Source organism: Microvirga sesbaniae, from assembly GCF_025460805.1.
GTDB lineage: Bacteria > Pseudomonadota > Alphaproteobacteria > Rhizobiales > Beijerinckiaceae > Microvirga > Microvirga sesbaniae.
Genome location: NZ_JAMXFJ010000017.1, coordinates 92,622 through 112,372, shown reverse-complemented (window position 1 = coordinate 112,372; position 19,751 = coordinate 92,622). Strand labels below are relative to the sequence as shown.

At 67.1% G+C, this 19,751-nt stretch carries 22 protein-coding genes; 9 read left to right on the top strand and 13 right to left on the bottom strand.

All coding sequences use genetic code 11. The features are described 5' to 3' along the window. Positions 1-29: 29 nt before the first annotated feature. Positions 30-1,085, bottom strand: a complete 1,056-nt coding sequence (locus OCW50_RS21465) for a DUF2125 domain-containing protein (protein WP_262272866.1) — start codon at positions 1,083-1,085, stop codon at positions 30-32. Between the two features lie 72 nt (positions 1,086-1,157). Between OCW50_RS21465 and OCW50_RS21460 the strand changes: the two genes are divergently transcribed. Continuing rightward, positions 1,158-1,694, top strand: coding sequence for a gamma-glutamylcyclotransferase (locus OCW50_RS21460; RefSeq protein WP_262298879.1), 537 nt, complete (start codon positions 1,158-1,160; stop codon positions 1,692-1,694). Here OCW50_RS21460 and OCW50_RS21455 read toward each other — a convergent pair. The 5 genes from OCW50_RS21455 to ftsE all read right to left on the bottom strand — a co-directional run bounded on the left by OCW50_RS21455 (position 1,682) and on the right by ftsE (position 5,574). Continuing rightward, positions 1,682-2,080 carry a hypothetical protein gene (locus tag OCW50_RS21455; RefSeq protein WP_262298878.1) on the bottom strand — a complete coding sequence of 133 codons (399 nt, stop codon included), beginning with the start codon at positions 2,078-2,080 and terminating at the stop codon, positions 1,682-1,684. The genes OCW50_RS21460 and OCW50_RS21455 overlap by 13 nt on opposite strands. Before the next feature lie 153 nt (positions 2,081-2,233). Continuing rightward, on the bottom strand, positions 2,234-3,001 hold the full coding sequence (locus OCW50_RS21450; protein ID WP_262298877.1) for a lysophospholipid acyltransferase family protein: 768 nt from the start codon (positions 2,999-3,001) through the stop codon (positions 2,234-2,236). A 74-nt stretch (positions 3,002-3,075) separates the two neighbouring features. Next, on the bottom strand, positions 3,076-3,780 hold the full coding sequence (locus OCW50_RS21445; RefSeq protein ID WP_262298876.1) for a YdcF family protein: 705 nt from the start codon (positions 3,778-3,780) through the stop codon (positions 3,076-3,078). Positions 3,781-3,924: 144 nt separating this feature from the next. Then, on the bottom strand, positions 3,925-4,899 hold the full coding sequence (locus OCW50_RS21440; RefSeq protein ID WP_262272871.1) for a cell division protein FtsX: 975 nt from the start codon (positions 4,897-4,899) through the stop codon (positions 3,925-3,927). Positions 4,900-4,905: 6 nt separating this feature from the next. Further along, complete coding sequence (gene ftsE / locus OCW50_RS21435) at positions 4,906-5,574, bottom strand: cell division ATP-binding protein FtsE (RefSeq protein WP_262272878.1); 669 nt, start codon at positions 5,572-5,574, stop codon at positions 4,906-4,908. 373 nt (positions 5,575-5,947) lie between these two features. Here ftsE and hpt point away from each other — a divergent pair, with 373 nt between their 5' ends. Further along, complete coding sequence (gene hpt / locus OCW50_RS21430; RefSeq protein WP_262272872.1) at positions 5,948-6,517, top strand: hypoxanthine phosphoribosyltransferase; 570 nt, start codon at positions 5,948-5,950, stop codon at positions 6,515-6,517. Here the strand turns inward: hpt and OCW50_RS21425 are convergent, their stop codons facing one another. Next, on the bottom strand, positions 6,518-7,027 hold the full coding sequence (locus OCW50_RS21425; protein WP_262272873.1) for a TspO/MBR family protein: 510 nt from the start codon (positions 7,025-7,027) through the stop codon (positions 6,518-6,520). Positions 7,028-7,100: 73 nt separating this feature from the next. Here OCW50_RS21425 and OCW50_RS21420 point away from each other — a divergent pair, with 73 nt between their 5' ends. From OCW50_RS21420 to OCW50_RS21395, 6 genes are all read left to right on the top strand, one after another. After that, positions 7,101-8,252, top strand: coding sequence for a trans-sulfuration enzyme family protein (locus OCW50_RS21420; RefSeq protein WP_262298875.1), 1,152 nt, complete (start codon positions 7,101-7,103; stop codon positions 8,250-8,252). A gap of 338 nt (positions 8,253-8,590) precedes the next feature. Beyond that, complete coding sequence (locus OCW50_RS21415; RefSeq protein WP_262272875.1) at positions 8,591-10,534, top strand: bifunctional 2',3'-cyclic-nucleotide 2'-phosphodiesterase/3'-nucleotidase; 1,944 nt, start codon at positions 8,591-8,593, stop codon at positions 10,532-10,534. Between the two features lie 423 nt (positions 10,535-10,957). After that, complete coding sequence (locus tag OCW50_RS21410; protein WP_262298874.1) at positions 10,958-11,686, top strand: hypothetical protein; 729 nt, start codon at positions 10,958-10,960, stop codon at positions 11,684-11,686. Between the two features lie 210 nt (positions 11,687-11,896). Then, positions 11,897-12,121 carry a hypothetical protein gene (locus tag OCW50_RS21405; RefSeq protein WP_262272877.1) on the top strand — a complete coding sequence of 75 codons (225 nt, stop codon included), beginning with the start codon at positions 11,897-11,899 and terminating at the stop codon, positions 12,119-12,121. Between the two features lie 650 nt (positions 12,122-12,771). Next, positions 12,772-12,993, top strand: coding sequence for a hypothetical protein (locus OCW50_RS21400; RefSeq protein ID WP_262298873.1), 222 nt, complete (start codon positions 12,772-12,774; stop codon positions 12,991-12,993). A 249-nt stretch (positions 12,994-13,242) separates the two neighbouring features. Next, positions 13,243-13,398, top strand: a complete 156-nt coding sequence (locus OCW50_RS21395) for a hypothetical protein (protein WP_262298872.1) — start codon at positions 13,243-13,245, stop codon at positions 13,396-13,398. A 77-nt stretch (positions 13,399-13,475) separates the two neighbouring features. Here the strand turns inward: OCW50_RS21395 and OCW50_RS21390 are convergent, their stop codons facing one another. Then, a complete protein-coding gene (locus tag OCW50_RS21390; RefSeq protein WP_262298871.1) occupies positions 13,476-14,366 on the bottom strand; it encodes a YihY/virulence factor BrkB family protein in 891 nt (296 codons plus the stop codon). Between the two features lie 216 nt (positions 14,367-14,582). Here OCW50_RS21390 and OCW50_RS21385 point away from each other — a divergent pair, with 216 nt between their 5' ends. Continuing rightward, the gene (locus OCW50_RS21385; protein ID WP_262298870.1) at positions 14,583-15,449 is read left to right on the top strand and encodes a DMT family transporter; all 867 of its coding nucleotides are present in this window, start codon (positions 14,583-14,585) and stop codon (positions 15,447-15,449) included. Positions 15,450-15,501: 52 nt separating this feature from the next. Here the strand turns inward: OCW50_RS21385 and OCW50_RS21380 are convergent, their stop codons facing one another. The 5 genes from OCW50_RS21380 to OCW50_RS21360 form a co-directional block, all read right to left on the bottom strand. Then, entirely contained in the window at positions 15,502-15,666 is a 165-nt protein-coding gene (locus OCW50_RS21380) for a hypothetical protein (protein ID WP_262298869.1), read from the bottom strand. A 291-nt stretch (positions 15,667-15,957) separates the two neighbouring features. Continuing rightward, the gene (locus OCW50_RS21375) at positions 15,958-17,049 is read right to left on the bottom strand and encodes a TRAP transporter substrate-binding protein (protein ID WP_262298868.1); all 1,092 of its coding nucleotides are present in this window, start codon (positions 17,047-17,049) and stop codon (positions 15,958-15,960) included. 300 nt (positions 17,050-17,349) lie between these two features. Continuing rightward, on the bottom strand, positions 17,350-17,964 hold the full coding sequence (locus OCW50_RS21370; protein ID WP_262273467.1) for a hypothetical protein: 615 nt from the start codon (positions 17,962-17,964) through the stop codon (positions 17,350-17,352). A 116-nt stretch (positions 17,965-18,080) separates the two neighbouring features. Further along, complete coding sequence (locus tag OCW50_RS21365) at positions 18,081-18,809, bottom strand: DUF4142 domain-containing protein (protein ID WP_262298867.1); 729 nt, start codon at positions 18,807-18,809, stop codon at positions 18,081-18,083. 80 nt (positions 18,810-18,889) lie between these two features. Continuing rightward, a complete protein-coding gene (locus tag OCW50_RS21360) occupies positions 18,890-19,735 on the bottom strand; it encodes an EamA family transporter (RefSeq protein ID WP_262273465.1) in 846 nt (281 codons plus the stop codon). Positions 19,736-19,751: the final 16 nt, after the last annotated feature.

Below are 19,751 nucleotides of genomic sequence, written 5' to 3'. Positions count from 1 at the left end.
CTCCTCCCGGCCATGACGGCGCAGGCCCGTCAATACAGCGGCTGCAGCCTGACGTTCGGGATCACGAAGGGGCCCATGGCCAGGAAGCCGTTCTCGAGCCGCAGGGGCGGCAGGGAGGCGAGCTGCGGCTTGGCGTTGGGCTGCGCGGCGTTGTTGGCCCGGGGCCCCTGGCCCAGCAGCATGCCGAGAAGGTTGCCGCCGACGCGCCCGCCGGTCAGGTTGCCGAGAAGCCCGTCGAGGCCCGCCGCCGCGACCGTGAGCTGGCCGGCCGGCCGGTGCTGCTCGTCGAGGCGCAGCTCGCCCTTGGTCTCGATCTGGCGCGGGCCCTTGGCGGCCGACAGCATCAGGATGTCGAGCTTGCCGCCGGCGCTGCGCCAGAGCTCCAGCTCCTCGGCGATGGTGCCGCCCTTGAACCCGTCCGCCTGCGTCACGGTGACGTCGGCGTTCAGGTTGGTGGCCTCCGGGCCGCCCACGAGAGCATCGAGGATCGGAATGCGGGCTTCCGTCACCGAGGCGGCGACGTCGCCGGCGAGCTCCGCCCTGCGCGAGGGATTGGGGCGCACGTGAAGTTCCAGGTGCCGGCCCGATCCGGCGATCTCGCCGGCGCCGAGGCCCGTGACCGTCACCTGCGGGGCGTTGGCGGCGAGCGACAGGCGCTGCAGGCCCGTCTGGGACGCGTTGATGCTGGCCTGCAGGAGATCCCAGCGGCCGTTGACCGTCACGGTGCCGTCGGTCACCCGCAGGGGGCCGGCCACCTCCAGGATGACCCGGCGGGGCTGATAAACCTGCGCGACCGCCTCGGTGCGCCCGAACGAGGCCGAGACGGCGCCCCGTTTCAGATCGAGGGTGTCGCAGATGATTTCGATGCGGAACGGGTAGCCCACGATGGTGCGGTCGCCGCAGGTCCATTGCCGCCCGCTGCGCGCCTCCGCGGCGATCCAGCCGTCGAGCGCGTCCGCGGTGCGGCCGCGGATCACGAACCAGGCGACGCTCCAGGCGATGGCGACGAGCAGCAGCAGAACGAAGGGCGTGTAGAGCCAGAACCGGCTGCGGCGAACATTCCCCGTCGGGGCGGCCTGATCCATGCGTGATCTCCTGTTGTGCTGGTGTGTGGTTACTGGTAGCGCCGGATGCAGGCAAGCGTCGGGCGGGGTGACATGAAGGAGCTCACGGAGGATTTATGGGTGTTCGGCTACGGCTCGCTCATGTGGCGGCCGGGCTTTCCCTATCTCGAGCGGGTCCACGCCCATCTCTACGGCTACCACCGGTCCCTGTGCGTCTTCTCCCACGTCCACCGCGGCACGCCGGAGCATCCGGGCCTCGTCCTGGGGCTCGACCGGGGCGGGCGCTGTCACGGCGTGGCGTTTCGCGTCGCGCCCGAGGAGGACGAGGCCACGATCCGGTACCTGCGCGAGCGCGAGCAGGTGACCTCGGTCTATCTCGAACGGCATCTGCCCGTCAGGCTGGCCGATGCGCGCCGGGTCCGCGCGCTGGCCTACGTGGTCGACCGCAATCACGGCCAATATGCGGGCCGGCTGTCCGACGAGGAGGTCTTGCGGCTCGTGCGCCAGGGAGAGGGCGTTTCAGGGCGCAATCCGGACTACGTCCGCTCCACCTATGATCACCTCATCGGCATGCACGTGGTCGACCCGCTGCTGCACCGGATCGTCGACGCGCTCGATCAGCAGTCCTGAGTCTCGTTCTCGCGCAGATCCTCGAAGATCGCGCGGCGGTCGTCCTCGGTGGCTGCGAGGCGATGGATGTGGAGTTCGGTGGCGCCCCGGTCGCGGACCCTGGCGAGCCAGCGCATCCGGGGCTGCTCGCTCGGATCGGAGGCGGCCATCGCGGCATCGACCACGATCCCGGTGCCTGCGGCGTCCCGCTTCACGGCGAGGATCACCGCGTCGGTGACGTCGAGAAGCTCCGTCTCGTTCAGCGGATGGACCCCGACGATGTAGCGGCGTCCCGAACGGCCGCGCCAGGAGCTTAAGGTCGAAGAGGAGCGAAGCCCTGCGGTCGCCCGTAGCCGTTCCTCGCGCACGCCAGCCCTCCGCATTCGGTCGTTGCGGAGATCCCGCATGGCCGCATTCCAGGATATGGTTCGTTTGTTCGCCATATGTTCTTATATGTAAGAACGGGCGCGTGAGTCGTCAAGATTGCCGAAAGCTTGGCTGCGCCTGGGTTTGCGGGATTTTGTGCGCTCCCGCACTCGACCCGTCTGTCGGCGGCCCCGTCAGACCTTCGACAGCGACGCCCCGGAGGCGGATGCGGGGCCGAGGCCGAGTTCCCGGCGGCCTTCCTCCAGGAGCCGGTTGGACGACGTCTCGATCCGCTCCTGCACGAGCCTGAAGAACTCCTCCCGCGGCAGTCCGGGGGCGATCGGGTCCTGGACCTCGATCCGCACCGTGCCGGGGCGGCGGATGAACTGGCGGCGCGGCCAGTAGAGGCCGGAATTCATGCCGATCGGAACGCAGGGAAAGCCGAGATTCTGGTAGAGATGGGCCACGCCGTACTTGTAGGCCGGGGGAGCGCCCGGCGGGCGACGGGTGCCCTCGGGGAAGATGATGATCTGGCGGCCGTGCTGGGCCTCGTCCCTGGCCCGGGCGGTCATCTGGACCAGGGCGAACGACCCGGCCTTGCGGTTGACCGGCACGCAGCGCGCCTTCGCCAGGTACCAGCCGAAGAAGGGGATCCACATCAGCTCGCGCTTGAGGATGTAGGTCGGGTCGTCGAGGATCGTCACGAGGGCGAAGGTCTCGAGGAACGACTGGTGCTTGGCCGCCACAAGGGCGCCGCCCGGCGGGATCTTCTCCTGGCCGGTGATCACCACGCGGGTTCCGGCGATCACGCGCAGAAGCCAGATCGAGGTGCGCCCCCAGGTCTTGACCAGTTCCATGAACATGCGGCGCGGCACCAGGAAGCCCGGGATCAGGATGATCAGCCACAGGATCAGGTTGGCGTAGAAGGCGACGTTGAACAGCAGGGAGCGGACGATGAGCATGGCTTCTTGGAAAACGGGAAGCGGAGCATCGTGCTCCGCGGGCCGCGCACCATAGAGGGTTTTTCGCCGGGGCTCTAGCGCCAGAGCGGCTCGGCGAGCATCTGCGCCTTGATGGGGGCTCCGCCGCTGATGATCTTCGCCACCGAGGAGCGCTCCGGATCGCCCTCGAACCGGGTCCGGACCCAGACGGCCAGGAACTTCAGATATTCCGTGAAGATCACCCGGGCGACGGACGGGTTGTGCCACCACTCGTGGGGATCGATGGTCGCCGCGACCGGGTAGGGGATCTTCTGGAGGTTCGGCAGGGCGTGGTCGAGCTCCACGAGGGTGCGCGGCATATGGTAGTTCGACGTCACCACGATGATGGCGTCGAACCCGTTCGCTTCGGCCCAGCGCCGGGTCTCGATGGCGTTGCCGATGGTGTTGCGGGCGCGGTAGTCGAGGTCCACGCAGCAATCGAACAGCCGCCGCTGGCCCGGATTGAGGCGGGCGATCTGGTCGCGGCTGGTGTTCTCGTTGACGCCGGAGATCAGGAGCCGCTTGGCATAGCCCTTGGCGAGCAGGTCGATGGCGTCGCCGATCCGCTGCGCGCCGCCCGTCATGGCGACGATCCCGTCGGCCCGGGTCTCGGGCGGCTGCTCGAATCGGTCGAGGTGATAGACGAATCCGAGAAATCCGAGGAAACCGGCGACCAGGACCGCGATGCAGCTCCAGAACCCGAAGGCCAGCAGGCGGTTCACCGGCGAACGTCGGACGGGATGCTTAGCCGTTGGCGCCATGGTCCAGCCCCAGCCCAAGGCCTCTGTGGACTCCGTGGCGCCCGGCGCACTCCAACTCTGCGTTCGCGAGGTCATCCTGGACGACATTAACGGAGATTGCGGCAATGGAGAGGCAACCCCTTCGGTTTGGGTCAACTGTCACCATCAACCATTTTCATTAAGAAATCGTCTCACGGTCAAGCGCGAGACGATGCCCGTGATGAGAGCGACCAGCAGCGCGATGAGGATCACCACCGCGTAGCCGCTCCAGCTGATCGTGAAGGCGCCGAAGAGCGCCTCGAGCTGGTCGCCCGTGGGGCTGGCCCGCCAGGAGCGTGTGACGAAGCCCAGGATCAGGGTGAGGATCAGGGCCGCCGCCGCCCCGATGGCGCTGCCGCGCAATCCCAGGCGGAAGAAGCGGCGCTGGAACTCCCGGGCGATGAAATCGTCGTTGGCACCCACGAAATGCAGCACCTCCACGACCTCCCGGTTGCCCGCCATGGCGCCCCGCGTGGCGAAGATCACGGCGAGGCCCGCGGCCACGAGCACCAGGGCGACGAGAAACACCCCGACGCCGATGATCGTGTTGGCCATGGTCGAGAGCCGGGACACCCAGAGGGCATGATCGTCCAGGGACGCGCCGGGCACCTCCCGCTGCAGGGATTGCCGCAGCGGGCCGAAATCGGGCTTCGCGTCCTGCTTGATCTTGATCACGATCAGGCGGGGAACCGGCAGATCCTTGAAGTCGAGCCCGGTTCCGAGCCACGGCTCCAGGAGACGCTCCGATTCCTCCTTCGAGAAGGCCTGGGCCTGCTCCACGCCCGGCGCCTGCCGGGCCAGCGCCACGGCGCGGTCCACGTCCTGGTCGATCGCGCGCTGCGGATTGGGGCGGATCTGGATCGTGACTTCCCGGGCGATTTCCGAGCGCCACTGGGCCGAGGAGGCCGAGACCAGTTCGGCGCCGCCGGCGCAGAGCGCGGCCAGGAAGGTCAGGATGGCGATGACGGCGGCGAGCGCCTGCCCGCCGGCCGAGTCGACCGGGACGAGCGGGGCGTTCCGGCTCAAGGAGGCGGGCAGGGAGCGCTTCTGCCCGTCGGGCGCGGCGGCCTTCCTCAGGCGGGGTTGGGACGCGGCGCTCATCTCAGGTCACTCGTCGATGTGCAGCCGGCCGTCGCCGAGCACGAGGCGGCGCACGTCGAGCTGATCCATGAGGCTGAAGTCGTGGGTCGCGATCACCACCGAGGTTCCGAGCCGGTTGAGTTCGATGAAGAGGCGCAGCAGGCGGCGGGCGAGCGACGGGTCCACGTTGCCGGTGGGCTCGTCGGCGAGCAGCAGGTCGGGGCGCACGATCAGCGCGCGGGCGATGGCGGCGCGCTGCTTCTCGCCGCCCGAGAGCACCGGCGGCAGCATGTGCATGCGGTCGCCCAGGCCGACCCAGCGCAGGAGCTCCACGACCTCCGCCCGGTAGCTCGCCTCCTCCTTGCCCTGCACCCGCAGCGGCAGGGCCACGTTCTCGTAGGTGGTCAGGTGGTCGAGGAGGCGGAAATCCTGGAACACCACCCCCATGCGGCGGCGCAGCGACGTGAGATCGTCCTTGGAGATCCGCGACACGTCCTCGCCGAACAGGGAGATCAGGCCGCGGGTCGGCTTCACCGACATCAGGATGAGCCGCAGCAGGGTCGTCTTGCCGGCGCCCGACGGGCCGGTGAGGAACTGGAAGGAGTTCGGCTCGATGGAGAAGGTCAGGTCGCGCAGGACCTCGGGGCCCATGCCGTAGCGCACGCCCACATTCTCGAAATGCACGGCCGCCGCCATGCCCTCGTCGTCGTCCTCGTGGTGAAACGCCCTCACGCGTGCTCTAGCCATCCTTGGAGGTTGCCGGTTCTTGTGGCGGACGAAGGCCGCGATTCGCCCTCTTATCGCCCCTGTATGGTTAGCAAGCCATAAACTTGCGGGACCTTGACGGAAAGCGAGGGTTTCGCGGGACATTGCCGCAGGAGGGACGGGGATCGCGCATCGCGCATCCTCCCCGCTGGCCATCGCCGGCCCCGTGCGGGCGGCCCCGGGAGGGGCGCCGAAACCCGCCCGTCAGCCGCGAAAACCATCGAGTCCGTTTGACATCCCGGGCCAAGCATGGTCGTGAAGGGGAAAGGCCCAGGGCCTTCCATTCTTTGCTGGATTGATGACGATGAGCACTGCCCCCCGCATCCGGGTTCTCTTCGACGAAGACACGATCGCCAGGCGCAACGAGGCCCTGGCCCAGGAAATCGCCGCCGCCAAGCCGCAGAACCTGCTCGTCGTCGCCGTGCTCAAGGGCAGCTTCATGTTCGCCGCCGACCTGATCCGCGCCCTGCACCGCTCGGGCCTCGCCCCGCAGGTCGAGTTCGTGCACCTGTCGAGCTATCTCGACGGCACCGTCTCGACCGGCAACGTGACGATCCTGCGGGACGTGGAGAGCGACGTGCGCGGCCGCGACGTGCTGCTCGTGGACGACATTCTCGAGTCGGGCCGGACGGTGACCTTCGCCAAGGACCTGCTGATGGCCCGCGGCGCCAAGAGCGTGAAGACCGCGGTGCTCCTGGAGAAGCCCGGCAAGCGCGCCGTGCAGATCAGCCCGGATTACGTGGGCTTCACCTGCCCGGACGTGTTCGTCGTCGGCTACGGCATGGACGTGGCCCATTCCTACCGCCAGCTCCCCTTCGTGGGCGTGGTCGACCACCTGGACAAGAGCCCCGACCTCTTCGATAAGCCGGAATGATCAGCCGTTGAGCCGCCAGATCGTCCCGTTGAGCAGGGTCGCATAGGCCACCCAGGCGAGATACGGCAGGAGGAGGAGGCCGGCCGTGCGGTCGAGCCTCCAGAAGGCGCGGATCGTCGCCAGGATCGCCACGATCAGGGCCGCGATCACCACGAGGCCCGCGAGCGGGCTCCTGCCGCCGAAGAAGGCGAAGGACCAGAGCCCGTTCAGGGTCAGCTGCACGAAGAACGCCACGATGGCGGTCCCGCGGCCGGGCCGGTTCTCCGGCAGGCTGAGGATGCGCCAGAGCGCGTACGCCATCAGGGCATAGAGCAGCGTCCACGCGACCGGGAAGGCCCAGTTCGGCGGCGTGAAGCCGGGCTTCTGCAGGGCCGCGTACCAGCCGGGGATGTTCGGCTGCGTGATCAGGCTCGCCGAGACCGCCACGGCCACCACCGGCAGCACGCTCACCAGGAAGCGCGGCAGCCGCGGCGTTGCATGGCTGCCCGGCGCAGTTTGGTCTGTATGCATGCTCGAAATCCCTCTATGAGGTGCGCATCATTGTCCCTGTGACGCAACCTGTCACGCTTGCGGAGGTTCCCTCATGTCGTCATCGCGTTCCCCGTGGTCGAAGCGCAGCCTGACCGCTCAGGCCATGGGCCATGTGGATCCGATCACGAAGGCGATCGTGCGGCCGATCCACGTGACGACCACCTATATCCGCGACGAGGACAACGCCTATTCGTCCGGCTTCGTCTACGGCCGGCCGGACAATGCCACCATCCGGGAGGCGGAAGAGGTGCTGGCCATGCTGGAGGAGGCCGAGGCCGGCGCCCTGCTGTTCTCGTCCGGCATGGCGGCGGCCACGGCCGTGTTCCAGGCGCTCGATCCCGGCGATCACATCGTGGCCTCCAAGGTCATGTACTGGGCCCTGCGCAGCTGGCTGATGACGGAAGCCGTGCGCTGGGGCCTCAAGGTCGATTTCGTCGAGACGGACAGCCTCGACGCCCTCCGGCAAGCCGTGAAGCCCGGTGAGACCAAGCTGGTCTGGATCGAGACGCCCTCGAACCCGCTCTGGACCGTCACCGACATCGCGGCCGCCGCCGAGATCGCCCATGCGGCCGGGGCGCGGCTCGCGGTCGATTCCACCACCGCCTCGCCGTATCACACCAGGCCGCTGACGCTCGGCGCCGATATCGTCATGCATGCGGCCACCAAGGTGCTGAACGGCCATTCCGACGTGGTGGCCGGCGTGCTCGCGGGCGCCAAGGCCGACGCCTTCTGGGCGCGGGTCGCGTCGATCCGCAAGATGCAGGGCGCCATCCTCGGGCCGTTCGAGGCCTATCTCCTGATGCGCGGCATGCGCACGCTCCACGTCCGGGCGGCCGCCCAGGCGCGGAGCGCGCTCGACCTGGCGCAGCGCTTCTCCGACCACCCGAAGGTCGCCCGCGTGCTCTATCCCGGCCTGCCGCAGCATCCCGGCCACGACATCGCGGCCCGTCAGATGGAGAACGGCTTCGGCTACATGCTGTCGATCCAGGTCTCGGACGGGGAGGCCGCGGCGATCCGCACGGCCGCCCGCGTCGGCCTGTGGAAGCGCGCCACATCGCTGGGCGGCGTCGAGAGCCTCATCGAGCACCGCGCCTCCATCGAAGGCCCCGGCACCCCGTGCCCGCCGGACCTCCTGCGCCTCTCCACCGGCATCGAGGACGTGGAGGACCTTTATCAGGATCTCGACGAGGCCCTGCGGGGCTGACGCTCGCTTCCGCGACCGTTCCGTCATGGCCGGCGCTGCCCCGGCCATCTCGAGACGGTGAAGCGGGAGGCTTCGATCCATCGGGATCACCGGGACGAGCCCGGTGACGGCCGGGGAGCCGCGTCGGCCGGGCTTATCCCCGCTCTTCGGCCCCGTTAGCCAGCTATCTTGATCCTGTCACAAAACCTGTGCTTCTCTCGGCTAGAGCATTTTTCGGCGAAGTGGATCCGGTTCGCCGTTAAAAATGCGGCAAGCCAACCAAGAGAGATGATTCCACGCCAGTGGAAACACCTCTAGACGCGAATGCCATTCGCCAAAAGACACGCCAAGGGAAGACCATGACACATTCCATCACCCGTCGCCGCGTCCTTCAGACCGGCGTCGCCGCCGCCGCCGTTGCCGGCATGCCCCGGTTCGCCGTCGCGGCCGGCCCGGTCGTGAAGCTCCGCATCCTGGAGACCACCGACCTTCACGTGAACATCTTCCCGTATGATTATTACCGCGATGCGGCGGACGACACGGTGGGCCTGGCGCGTACCGCGACGCTCGTGAAAGGAGCCCGGGCCGAGGCCAGGAACAGCCTGCTCTTCGACAACGGCGATCTGATCCAGGGCTCGCCGCTGGGCGACTTCGTCGCCTATCGGCGCGGCATGAAGCCGGGCGACGTGCATCCGATGGTCGCCGCCATGAACGAGCTCAATTACGATTGCGGCACGCTGGGCAACCACGAGTTCAACTACGGCCTGGAATTCCTTCAGAACTCCCTCGGGGCGGCGAAATTCCCCCTGGTCTGCGCCAACGTCATCAAGACGAACGGCGAGACCCTGCTCAAGCCCTGGCTCGTGCTCGACCGCGAATTCGTCGACGAGGCCGGCGCCAAGCAGGCGCTCAAGATCGGCGTGATCGGGTTCGTGCCGCCGCAGATCGTGCAGTGGGACAAGGCCAATCTCGACGGCAAGGCCACCACCATCGACATCGTCGACGCGGCCGCCAAGCATGTGCCGGAACTCAAGAAGGCCGGCGCCGACATCGTCGTGGCGCTCTGCCATTCCGGCATCGCCGGCGGCGAGCGCAAGGGCGGCGAGGAGAATGCCGCCCTGCATCTGGCCAAGGTCGAGGGCATCGACGTGATCCTCACGGGCCACCAGCATTTCACGTTCCCGGGCGGCAAGGAATTCGCCAACATTCCCGGCGTCGACGTGAAGGCCGGCACGCTGCACGGCAAGCCCGCCGTCATGGCCGGCTTCTGGGGCAGCCATCTCGGCCTGGTCGATCTCGAGCTGACCAAGGAGGGCGATGCCTGGAAGGTGGCGAATTTCCGCACCGAGGCGCGCCCGATCTACGACCGCGTCGACCGCAAGATCGTCGCGAAGGTCGATTCCGATGCGGCCGTCATGGCGGCCGCCCAGGCCGGCCACGACGCGACCCTGAAATACGTGCGCGAGCCCGTCGGCACGACGGCCGTGCCAATCCACTCCTACTACTCGCTCGTGTCGGACGACGCGTCGGTGAAGCTCGTCGCCGAGGCGCAGGCCTGGTACGTGGCCGACCAGCTCAAGGCCTCGCCGTTCAAGGACCTGCCGATCCTCTCGGCGGCGGCGCCCTTCAAGGCCGGCGGCCGCGGCGGACCCAACTACTTCACCGAGATCAAGCCGGGCCCGCTCGCCATCAAGGACATGGCGGACATCTACATCTATCCGAACACGATCCGCGTGGTGAAGGTCACGGGCGCGCAGGTGCGGGAGTGGCTGGAGCGCTCGGCCGGGATCTACAACCAGATCGACCCGGCCAAGGGCGGCGAGCAGGAGCTCGTCAACCAAAAGTTCCCGGCCTACAATTTCGACGTGATCGCGGGAGTGCAGTACAGGATCGACCCGACCCAAGCCTCGCGCTACGACGACAACGGCAAGGTCGTGAATGCCGATGCGCACCGCATCAAGGACCTGACCTATAACGGCAAGCCCGTGACGGACGATCAGCAGTTCCTCGTGGTGACCAACAACTACCGGGCCGGCGGCGGCGGCAACTTCCCCGGAGCGGACGGCACCACCATCGTGTTCGAGGCGCCGGACCTCACCCGCGACGCGATCATGCGCTACATCGTCGAGAAGAAGGAAGTGGCCCCGAAGGCCGACGGCTCCTGGTCGCTCGCGGCGCCCGCGGGCGTCACCGTGACCTTCACCACCGGCCCGAACGCCTCCAATTACCAGCCGGCCGGCATCAAGGTCGAGAAGATGGGCGACGCCCCGGAGGGCTTCGTGAAGTACCGCATCGTGAGCTGATCCTCACGCAAGCCGGATGCGAGGCGGCCGGGCGCGAGCGCATCGTGCGGAAAACCGGGTCCACTTTTCCGCACGATGCGCCGCTTCAGAGGTTGAGCACCGGATCGATCCCAAAAGTGGATCCGGTTTTCACGAGCGTGGCCCTTCGGGTCGCTGGCGCGGCCCGCTGGGTCCGTTCTGACCGATGCTCTCATTCAAGAAGAATGCATCGGATGGATCCCAAAAGGGCAAGTCCACTTTTCACGTCCGATGCTTTAGCGGCAAGATCGGCCCCTCTGGCGATTGAGAGAGCTTTAACGTCGCGTTAACCAGCGTCATCGCGAATGCCCGCATCGCTCCTGTCCGATCCTCATTGCCGCGCTGATTGTTTCGATGATTTTGCCGTTTTGCCGCTCGCCGTCGCTTCCCGTGACGTCGCTTCCCGTGACGTCGCTTCTCCTGGCATCGTTTCTCCTGGCATCGCTTCTCCCGGCTTCGCTCGCGCTGTCGACGGTCGCCGTGGCCAACGAGGTCGAGATCTGGACCGAGCCGCTCACCTCGACCTGGCTCGACGATCATCTGGCGGTCAAGCGTGCGACCCGGCCGCGCGCGCCGGTCCGGTTGAACCGCACCCAGGTCTGGGCCAGCGGCATTGCCCGCACCGACATGCAGGCCTTCCTGCCGACGGATGTCGATCGCGCGGTCGGGGCCAAGATGCAGCCGTTCCAGGATTATAACTTTCTGATCGGGACGGAGCTGGTCCGCGGCGGCCGCGACACGGCCCTCCTGTCGTCGAAAGCGAGCTGGGAGGCTTTCATGACGCGGGGCTGGGAGCGGCTCGGCGTCACGGTGGGACTGACGACGGCGGGCTTCCTCGACCCGGGGCAGAGCGCCTATTCGCAATCGCTGAGCGGCATCATGGACATTCCGCTCGATCTCTCCCTCCAGGCGTGGAGCACGGAGCTGCGGCTCTCTCCCAGCATGAATCTGGACGGCGTCAGCGGGGACATCAGCACGGGCCTCGTGTCGGAACTCGTCGGCCGGACCCGGCTGACCAAGCCGGCGGACCGGTTCCGGTCGGACCTCAAGGTCAGGCTCGGCTATGGGGTCGCGCCCAACACCCGGCCCGTCGCCTCCGCGACGCTCGAGCTGCGGATCGCGCCTAACCTCTGACGCCGGCAGCCATGGCGACGCTCCCGGCCCTTTCTTCGCACAACCTGGAGACCCGAATCCGCCCTCTGGCGCATATCTTGCTCGCCGAGGCGCAGGATGCCGTCTTCGCATGGCTTGAAAAATCGCGTGAAGGGAAGACATAGAACCGGGACTGCCAGCAGCGCCCGGGCTTCGACCCGTCGACGACGGGGCGCGTGATCGGAGAGAATTGTGGGACAGCTGACCTTCGACGGCCTCGGGCCCTACGACCTGCCCGATGCAACCCATGCCGATGCGCAGAAAGATGGCGACGGGTTCATGATCTCGTTCCGCCTGTGGAAGTCGGAGAAGGAATGGACCCTGGTCCGGATCCACGTGAGCGACCAGGAGGCCGAGAAGCTCGGCCGCCAGATCGGAGATGCCCGCGTCAGATCGGATGGATCGACCATCATCTAGCGCACCGTGCGAAAGAGTGGACCCGGTTTTTCGCGTCGAACGATGCGCCAGCCCAGAGTGGAGCATCGGACAATCGGGATCACCGGGACGAGCCCGGTGATGACGTGGCGGGTGGGACAGGCCCGTTGATGACGTGGACACGGTGGTGCGGACCGGCGCCGACACCCCGTCATGGCACCCTCCGCCCTTCCCGCCACCCTCCGCCCGTCATGGCCGGCCTTGTGCCGGCCATCCCGATTGTCTTGAGCACGGCGCCTCTCGGAATCGGGATCACCGGCACAAGGCCGGTGATGACGTGGAGAAGATGGTCAGAGCCCGGTGATGACGGGGTGCCATCCGGCCGAGCGATCAAGACAGGGTTCCGGACGATGCGCCCCTTGAGGCGGGGAGCATCGGATCCGATCCCAAAAGTGGACCCACTTTTCGCTGACGCGGCCCTCTGGGTCACGTCCGATGCTCTAGACCCGATGGTGACCGACCGTCCCGATTCCAAGCGAGGGGCGTCGCCAGGATGCTTCCGGACCCGGCCAACGAACCTCTCAAAAGCCGCATTGTCGCTCTAGACGAGGGGAATCAGCAGCGCAACGATCGGCTGCTGTCCTTTTAGGCGCAATCCTGCCCTCGAAGCCCATTTCATTTCGAGGTGTACCATGAAGACGCAACTGCAGCCGATCCGCGGCTATCGAGCGCTCGTCGTCGACCGCTCGACAGGGAACTTCGCGACGCATCATCTCAACAGCGATGATCACGAGCTCGCCAATGAATGGGCCCGTTGCCTGGCTCAATCGTGCCGAGTGGAGCTTTGGCATGACGCTCAGCTTGTCGGGTCCTTCCCTCCCATGGTGAGCCGCAGGGCGGCGCATCTCGATTGAGGCGTCCGCCCTGAGCCGGGGCGTGCCCTTACAAATGACGTGTTGACGCGATATGTTTGAGGGATCAGCGGTTCCCTAGCGCATCGGACGGACCCAGAGGGCCGCCTCATCCGATGCGCCGGTCAAGACAGGGAGCCTCGGATCAATCCCAAAAGTGGTGTCCACTTTTGGGTCCGAGGCTCTGGTCAGCCGCTGCCCCTTTGGGCGCATGAGGCGTCTCGAAGCTTTTCGGGCTTTGGAGAATGACGCATGCCAGTCGATCTGCCGCCGAACAAGAAGCCCCCTCTTTCCGCCGAGGCCACGTTCAACCTGTTGCTGGACCGGTCCTTGAACTGGCTTGCGGTGGTCGTGGTGATCGCCCTGCTGCTGTGGGCCTACGAGCTGGGTCTCATCCCGCTCACCTAGCGCATCGGACCCAAAAACGGGTCCACTTTTCACGTCCGATGCTCGAGACGGCGCGCCGTGCACGAGCGGCCGCAACCTCAAGGCAGCGGGATCAGATCGCTCATGGTCTCCGGTTTCGGCTCCTTGCCGAGGCGTCGGCGCTTGGCCAGGATGAGGGTGCCGTTCAGCTCGCCGCCGAAGAGGAAGATGGCGCCGAGCGTATAGAGAAAGATCAGCGCCACCATGGCGGTGGCGAGACCCCCGTAGGTCGACGCGTAGGCCCCTGGATAGAACTCGAGATACCAGCTGAAGGCGAAGCCGCCGAGAAGCCACAGGGCCAGCGTCACGCCGACGCCCGGCAGCACGGCGCGGAAGCGGCGGCGTCCCGCGGGCACGAGCTTGTGGGCGAAGAGCAGGCCGGCCACGATGACGACGGTCGCCACCCCGACCCGCAGGAACCCGATCAGGCCGTCGAGGGGCTTCAGCGCCGGGACCCAGGAGAGCACGCCGCGCCAGACGAAGGGGCCGAGCACCACGAGGAACGCCAGGGCGAGCAGCATCATGGCGCCCGCGATGACGAACGCGATGGATTCGAGGCGCGTCAGCCACCAGGCGCGGGTTTCACGCACGCCATAGGCGCGGTTGAGTCCGACCCGGAGGCTCTCCACGCCGCTCGATGCGAAATAGAGCGCGAGCACGAGGCCCAGGGTCACCACGTCGCTGCGCCGCACCGACAGGATGTTGTGCACCTCGCCGGCGATCGGCCCCGCCACCTCCTTGGGCCACGCCTCGAGGATGATGTCCGCCACCTCGTCGGCCAGGGTCCCGGTCCCGAACAGGCTCGCCAGGGCCGTGACCAGGATCAGGAATGGAAACAGCGAAGTCAGCACCGAGAGGGCGATATGGCTCGCGATCGCCCAGGAATCGTGCAGCACGAAGCGGGTGGACGCGATGGCGACGAGTTCGAGCCAGAGGCGAAGGCGGTTCAAAAGACGGGTCTCCAGGGTGCTGGAGATGGTGCGGCGGAGGCCGAGGGCAAGGAAGCCGCGCCGGCGAGGGTTTCAGAGTCGCGCGATCGGAACCCCATTGTCCTCCCTCCCGGCTCCTGGCCCCTGCGGGTCGACTTTTAGACGAGAGCGCGCGGATCGACAAAGGCCGAGGTTCGGGCCTACAAGCCGGTAGATCATTCGCGCTCCTCCACGGCCATGAACCCCACCGTCTTCGCCCGCCTCGCGCCCCCGCTCTTCGTGCTCATCTGGGCGACAGGCTTCATCGTCGCCCGGTTCGTGGCGCCCTATGCGGAGCCGCTGACCTTCCTGCTCGTCCGGTACGTTCTGGCCACCCTGGTGCTGGCCGGCATCGTCACCGCGGCACGGGTGTCCTGGCCCCGCACCTGGCGCGATTGGCGCAACAGCCTGATCGCCGGCATCCTCCTGCACGGGCTCTATCTCGGTGGCGTCTTCTGGGCGGTGAAGCACGGGTTGCCGGCGGGGATCTCCGCCCTGGTGGCCGGCCTCCAGCCGCTGGCGACAGGTCTTCTGGCCGGACCCCTGCTGGGCGAGCGGGTGTCCCCGCGCCGATGGGTCGGGATCGGCATCGGCTTCATGGGAGCGGCGCTCGTGGTCGCCCCCAAGCTGGGAGATGGCGGCGTGCCGCCGCTGGCGCTCGCGATCTGCGTGCTCGGAATGCTCTCCATCACGTTCGGGACGATCTGGCAGAAGCGCACCGGCAGCAGCCTCGATCTGCGGGTCAATGCGGCCATCCAGTATATCGGAGCGGCCGCCGTCACCCTGCCCCTCGTGCTGCTGACGGAGGAGGGGCACATGGAGTGGAGCCTGCCGCTTCTGGGCGCCCTCGCCTGGGCCGTGCTCGGGCTGTCGATCGGCGCCATCGGGTTGCTGCTCTTCCTCATCCGCCAGGGCGCCGTCGTCGGCGTCGCGACGCTGCTCTACCTGGTGCCGCCGGTCGCAGCGCTCATGGCCTTCGCACTCTTCGGCGAGACCCTGAGCCTGGTCCAGCTCGCCGGCATGGGGCTCGCCGCTCTCGGCGTCGCGGTGGCGAGCCGGAGCTGAAACGCGAAGAGCCCCGGGAAGCATGCCTTCCGGGGCTCTTCGCACGGTTGCGCTATTTCGTGATCTTCACGGAGACCGGATCGCTCGCCGGGAACGTCTCCTCCACACCTTCGTCGAGGAGCTCGTCCTGGTGCTTCTTGCGGTTCTCGGACCCCTGGTCGTCCTTGCGCTCCGGCTTGTCCGTCGGGGTGTCCTGCCTGCGGTCCTTATCGGTCATGGCGTTTCTCCATCATGAGGATTTGAGCTCGTGTTGAGAGGTCAACGCAACAGGCCAAGCTTCGATCCTTCCGACTGGCTAAAGCATCGGACGTGAAAAGTGGACTTGCACTTTTGGGATCAATCCGATGCTTTCTTCTTGAATGAGAGCATCGGTCAAGACGGACCCAGCGGGCCGCGCCAGCGAAAACCGGGGTCACTTTTCGCTGACGCGGCCCTCTGGGTCCGTCCGATGCTCTAGGAACGAAAACGGCGCCTTCCGGCGCCGCTCTCTCCCTCGGATCGACAGGATTCAGCGCGGCTGCCCCTGCTGCTGGTTGACGAAGTAGTCGAAGGGCAGCTCGGCGATGCGGAACCAGGTCAGCTCCTTCTCGCGGAAGGCATTCCAGGAATCGTACACCTTCTTGAACTTGGGATTGGAGGCGGCAATCTCGTTGTAGAGCTTGTAGGCTTCCTTGTAGCTCTGCTCCATCACGTCCCGCGGGAAGGGACGAAGCTGCACGCCCTGGCCGACGAGGCGGCGGATCGCGTCGGCGTTCTGCGCATCGTACTTGGCCACGCACATGGCATTGGCCTCTGCGCAGGCGGCTTCGAGAATGGCTTTGTAATTGGCCGGCAGCTCGTTCCACTTGCTCATGTTCACGTAGAGCGAAGGCTGCGCGCCGCCCTCCCAGAAGCCCGGATAGTAGTAGTACTGGGCGACCTTCACGAAGCCGAGCTTCTCGTCGTCGTGCGGCCCCGAGAACTCCACCGCATCGAGAGTGCCGCGCTCGAGCGCCGGGTAGATGTCGCCGGCGGCGAGCACCTGGGGCACCACCCCGAGCTTCTGCATGATCTGGCCGCCCATGCCGGCGATGCGCATCTTGAGGCCCTGCAGGTCGGCGATGCTTTTGATCTCCTTGCGGAACCAGCCGCCCATCTGGGCGCCCGTCTGACCGGCCGGAATCGGATAGATGTTGTAGTCCTTCGTGAACTCGCGGACGAGATCGAGCCCTCCGCCGTAATGCATCCAGGCATTGTGCTGGCGCACGTTCATGCCCCAGGGCACGGAGGTCTCGAACATGAAGGTCGGGTCCTTGCCGATGAAGAAGCTCGACAGGGTGTAGGAGCACTCGACCGTGCCGTTCTGCGTGGCGTCGAGGGTCTGGAGCGCCCCGACGATCTCGCCCGCGGCGAAGACCTGGATCTGGAACTTGTTGTCGGTGGCGGCCGCGACGCGCTTGGCGATCATCTCGCCGGCGCCGAAGAGGGTGTCGAGGCTCTTCGGATAGGCCGAGCTCATGCGCCAGCGGATCTCCGGCTGCGCCTGGGCGAGCGCCGGGGAGGAGACGGCGCCTGCGGCCGCCGCCAGGCCCGCACCTTTGAGAACTTTTCTTCTGTCCATGAGCATTTCCTCGACCGATTTATGTCGTCACTGCCGGTTTGGCTGAACATTCCATAAAGCCGGAGGAGGGCCGCTGTCACTCCGCCTTCCGTTGGGACAGTTATGCAGCCGGGAGGGCCTAGCTATGCGTTGGCGTCATTGAGGCCGATAGGCGGCAACCGCCGTGCACGTCGCCACCGGTCGGTCCGGTGATTCCGATTGTCGGAAGCACCGCGCTCTTCGGATCGGAATGGCCGGCACGATGCCGGCCATGACGCGGGAGGGGTCTGCCTCCAATCGTCCGAAAAGGCCGCGGGACGATTACCGTTCCTCCGTACCGCCCTTGGACAGTGGACGCTGCTGCTGGCCGCTATGGGCGCGGGCGGAGCGCTTCGGCGGCTTCTCGTCGCCGGTGGAGGAGGTCGAGCGCCCGCCGGACTGGCTCGCCGTGGGACGGCCGCGCACCAGCGTGCCCTTGGGCACGTCCACCGCGTTTCCGGGGGCCGGGACCCGGGCCCGGGACGTGGCTCCGCCGCTCATGCCGGTCGGCCCAGTGGTGCCTTCGGTCTGCGCGCCGCGGGGCGCCGGGCTCTTGGCCGCGGTGGTGTTCACGCTGTCGGCGATCTCCTCGTTCGACATCCGGAAGCCGGCGTCGTCGTCTTCCTCTTCCGGCACTTCCTTGAAGGAGTGGATGCCAGCCTTCGAGCCGCTCGTCGGGCGGTTGTCGTCCACATGATCGATGTCGAGTTCCGGATCGAGCTTTTTCGAGGCTCCCATGATGCCGGTGGCTTTCGCCGCGGCCCGCTTGGTGTTGCCGACGTCGTTGCGCTGGGTCGGGCCGGCCACGAAGTCGTCGCCGGTCTCTTCCAGGGTGACGTCGTTCAGCACCTCGTCGACCGGCGGCTCCGGGGGGCGGCCACGTTTGTCTTGCGCCATGGACTATTCCTCTTCCTTGGTTTCGAGCAGACTGCGTGTCTGCGGCTTGCAAAGGCAACGTCCTGTCGAAGCCGGGTGTTCCGGCCCCGGATCCGTGAAAACGGGGCCGATTTCCCTTATTTGCCAAGCTCTTTCTGGATGTCCTGCAGGAGCGTCAGATGCTCCCTGATCTGCCCGCTGGCGAGGCGCGCCACATTGGCCGTCTCACGGTTGCCGGAGCCCTGCTTGAGGTAGCTCTCCTGAAGCTTCAGCAGGTCCTGGTGGCCCTGAATCTGCAGGGCGACGTAATCACGATCGAAGGCGTCTCCCGGCTGCGCCTTCGAAAGACGCTCCATGGCTTCCGAATCCTTCTGCGGCAGTTCCGGGGCCGTCGCGGCGGATTGCCGAGCGCCCTGTGTGGTGGAGGCGGTCGCGTTCGGATCGGCGAAGGAATGCATGATGTCGGTGAGCAGGTTCTGCTCGCCGATCTCGAAATCGGCGAACTGCTTCACGCGCGGGTTCTGCGCCTTGCTGTGCGCGAAGTTCGACTGTTGCAGCGACACGGTGCTGAGCGCCAGGACCTGCTGCACGTATTGGCGCTCGACCTGCGATTGCTGCTGGCCCATGGCGGCCGGCGCGCTGTTGGCCTGGCCCTGCCGGGCCGGGGTCTGCGTGTCCTGCGGGGCGCCGCCCTGCTGAGTGCGCTGCTGGCGCTCCTGCGCGTTCCGGCCAAGAGCCGGGTTGGCCTGCGTTTCCGCGGGCTGCGGCGTCGTGGACTGGGGAATGGCCTGGTTCTGCTGCTGGGCGAGGGCGGGAAGGCTGGCGGCGGCCACGAGGCCGGCGATCACGAGACGGCGTGACGACATGAAGGGCTCCTGCAAACGGATTGTGAGAGCGAACGCTTGCGGGAGGGTTTGGTTCGGGCAGCAGGCGCGGGCGGCCTGTCCTATCCGGCTTTCGCAAGCGCGAGACCGGTCACGATCATGAGGGCCGATGCCCACCGGGCGATGCCGAACCGTTCCTTCAGGACCATTGCGGCGATCAGCGCGGCGAACAGGACCGAGGTCTCGCGGACGGCGCCGACCAGGCCGATCGGGGCCTTCGTCATGGCCCACAGGGCCGTCCCGTAGGAGATGTTGGCGATGGCCCCCGCGGCAACGCTCTTGCCCCATACGGAGGCCGGCGCGCTGAACAGGGCCGCTCCCTGAAGGTAGATCATTCCCGGGACCATGAGGGCTCCCGTGAGCGCCATCATCGCGAGCAGGTATCCGGAGGAATTGCCCGACAGGCGTGCGCCCACGCCGTCGACCAGGGTGTAGCCGACCACCGTCGCGGCGGTCAGAGCGGCGACCGTCAGGCTCCGCGCGTTCAAGCCGCCGCGGCGCACGGCATCGATGCCGAGGCCGAGAATGCCGCCGCACAGCACGCCGATCCCCAGCCAGGTCACGGGCTTGAGCGTTTCGCCCAGGAGCAGCATCGCCAGGAGCGTGGTGAACAGGGGCGCGCTGCCTCTCACGAGCGGATAGATGGCGGAATAATCCGCGTACCGGTAGGCGAGGCCGATCAGGACGAAATACGCCACGTGGATCAGCGCCGATCCCGCCAGGTGAACGCAACTGGCCGCGGCGGGCAGGCCTGTGACGAGCAGGGCCGGAACCGCCGCGAGAGCCGACCCGATGGCGATCCGGCCGGCCTGGATCAGCGGGTCGCCCTTGCCGGATTTGGCCATGGCGTTCCAGCTCGCGTGCAGGAACGCGGCGACGAGAACGAGGGCGAAGACATCGAGGGACATCGCGGGTCGGGATTTT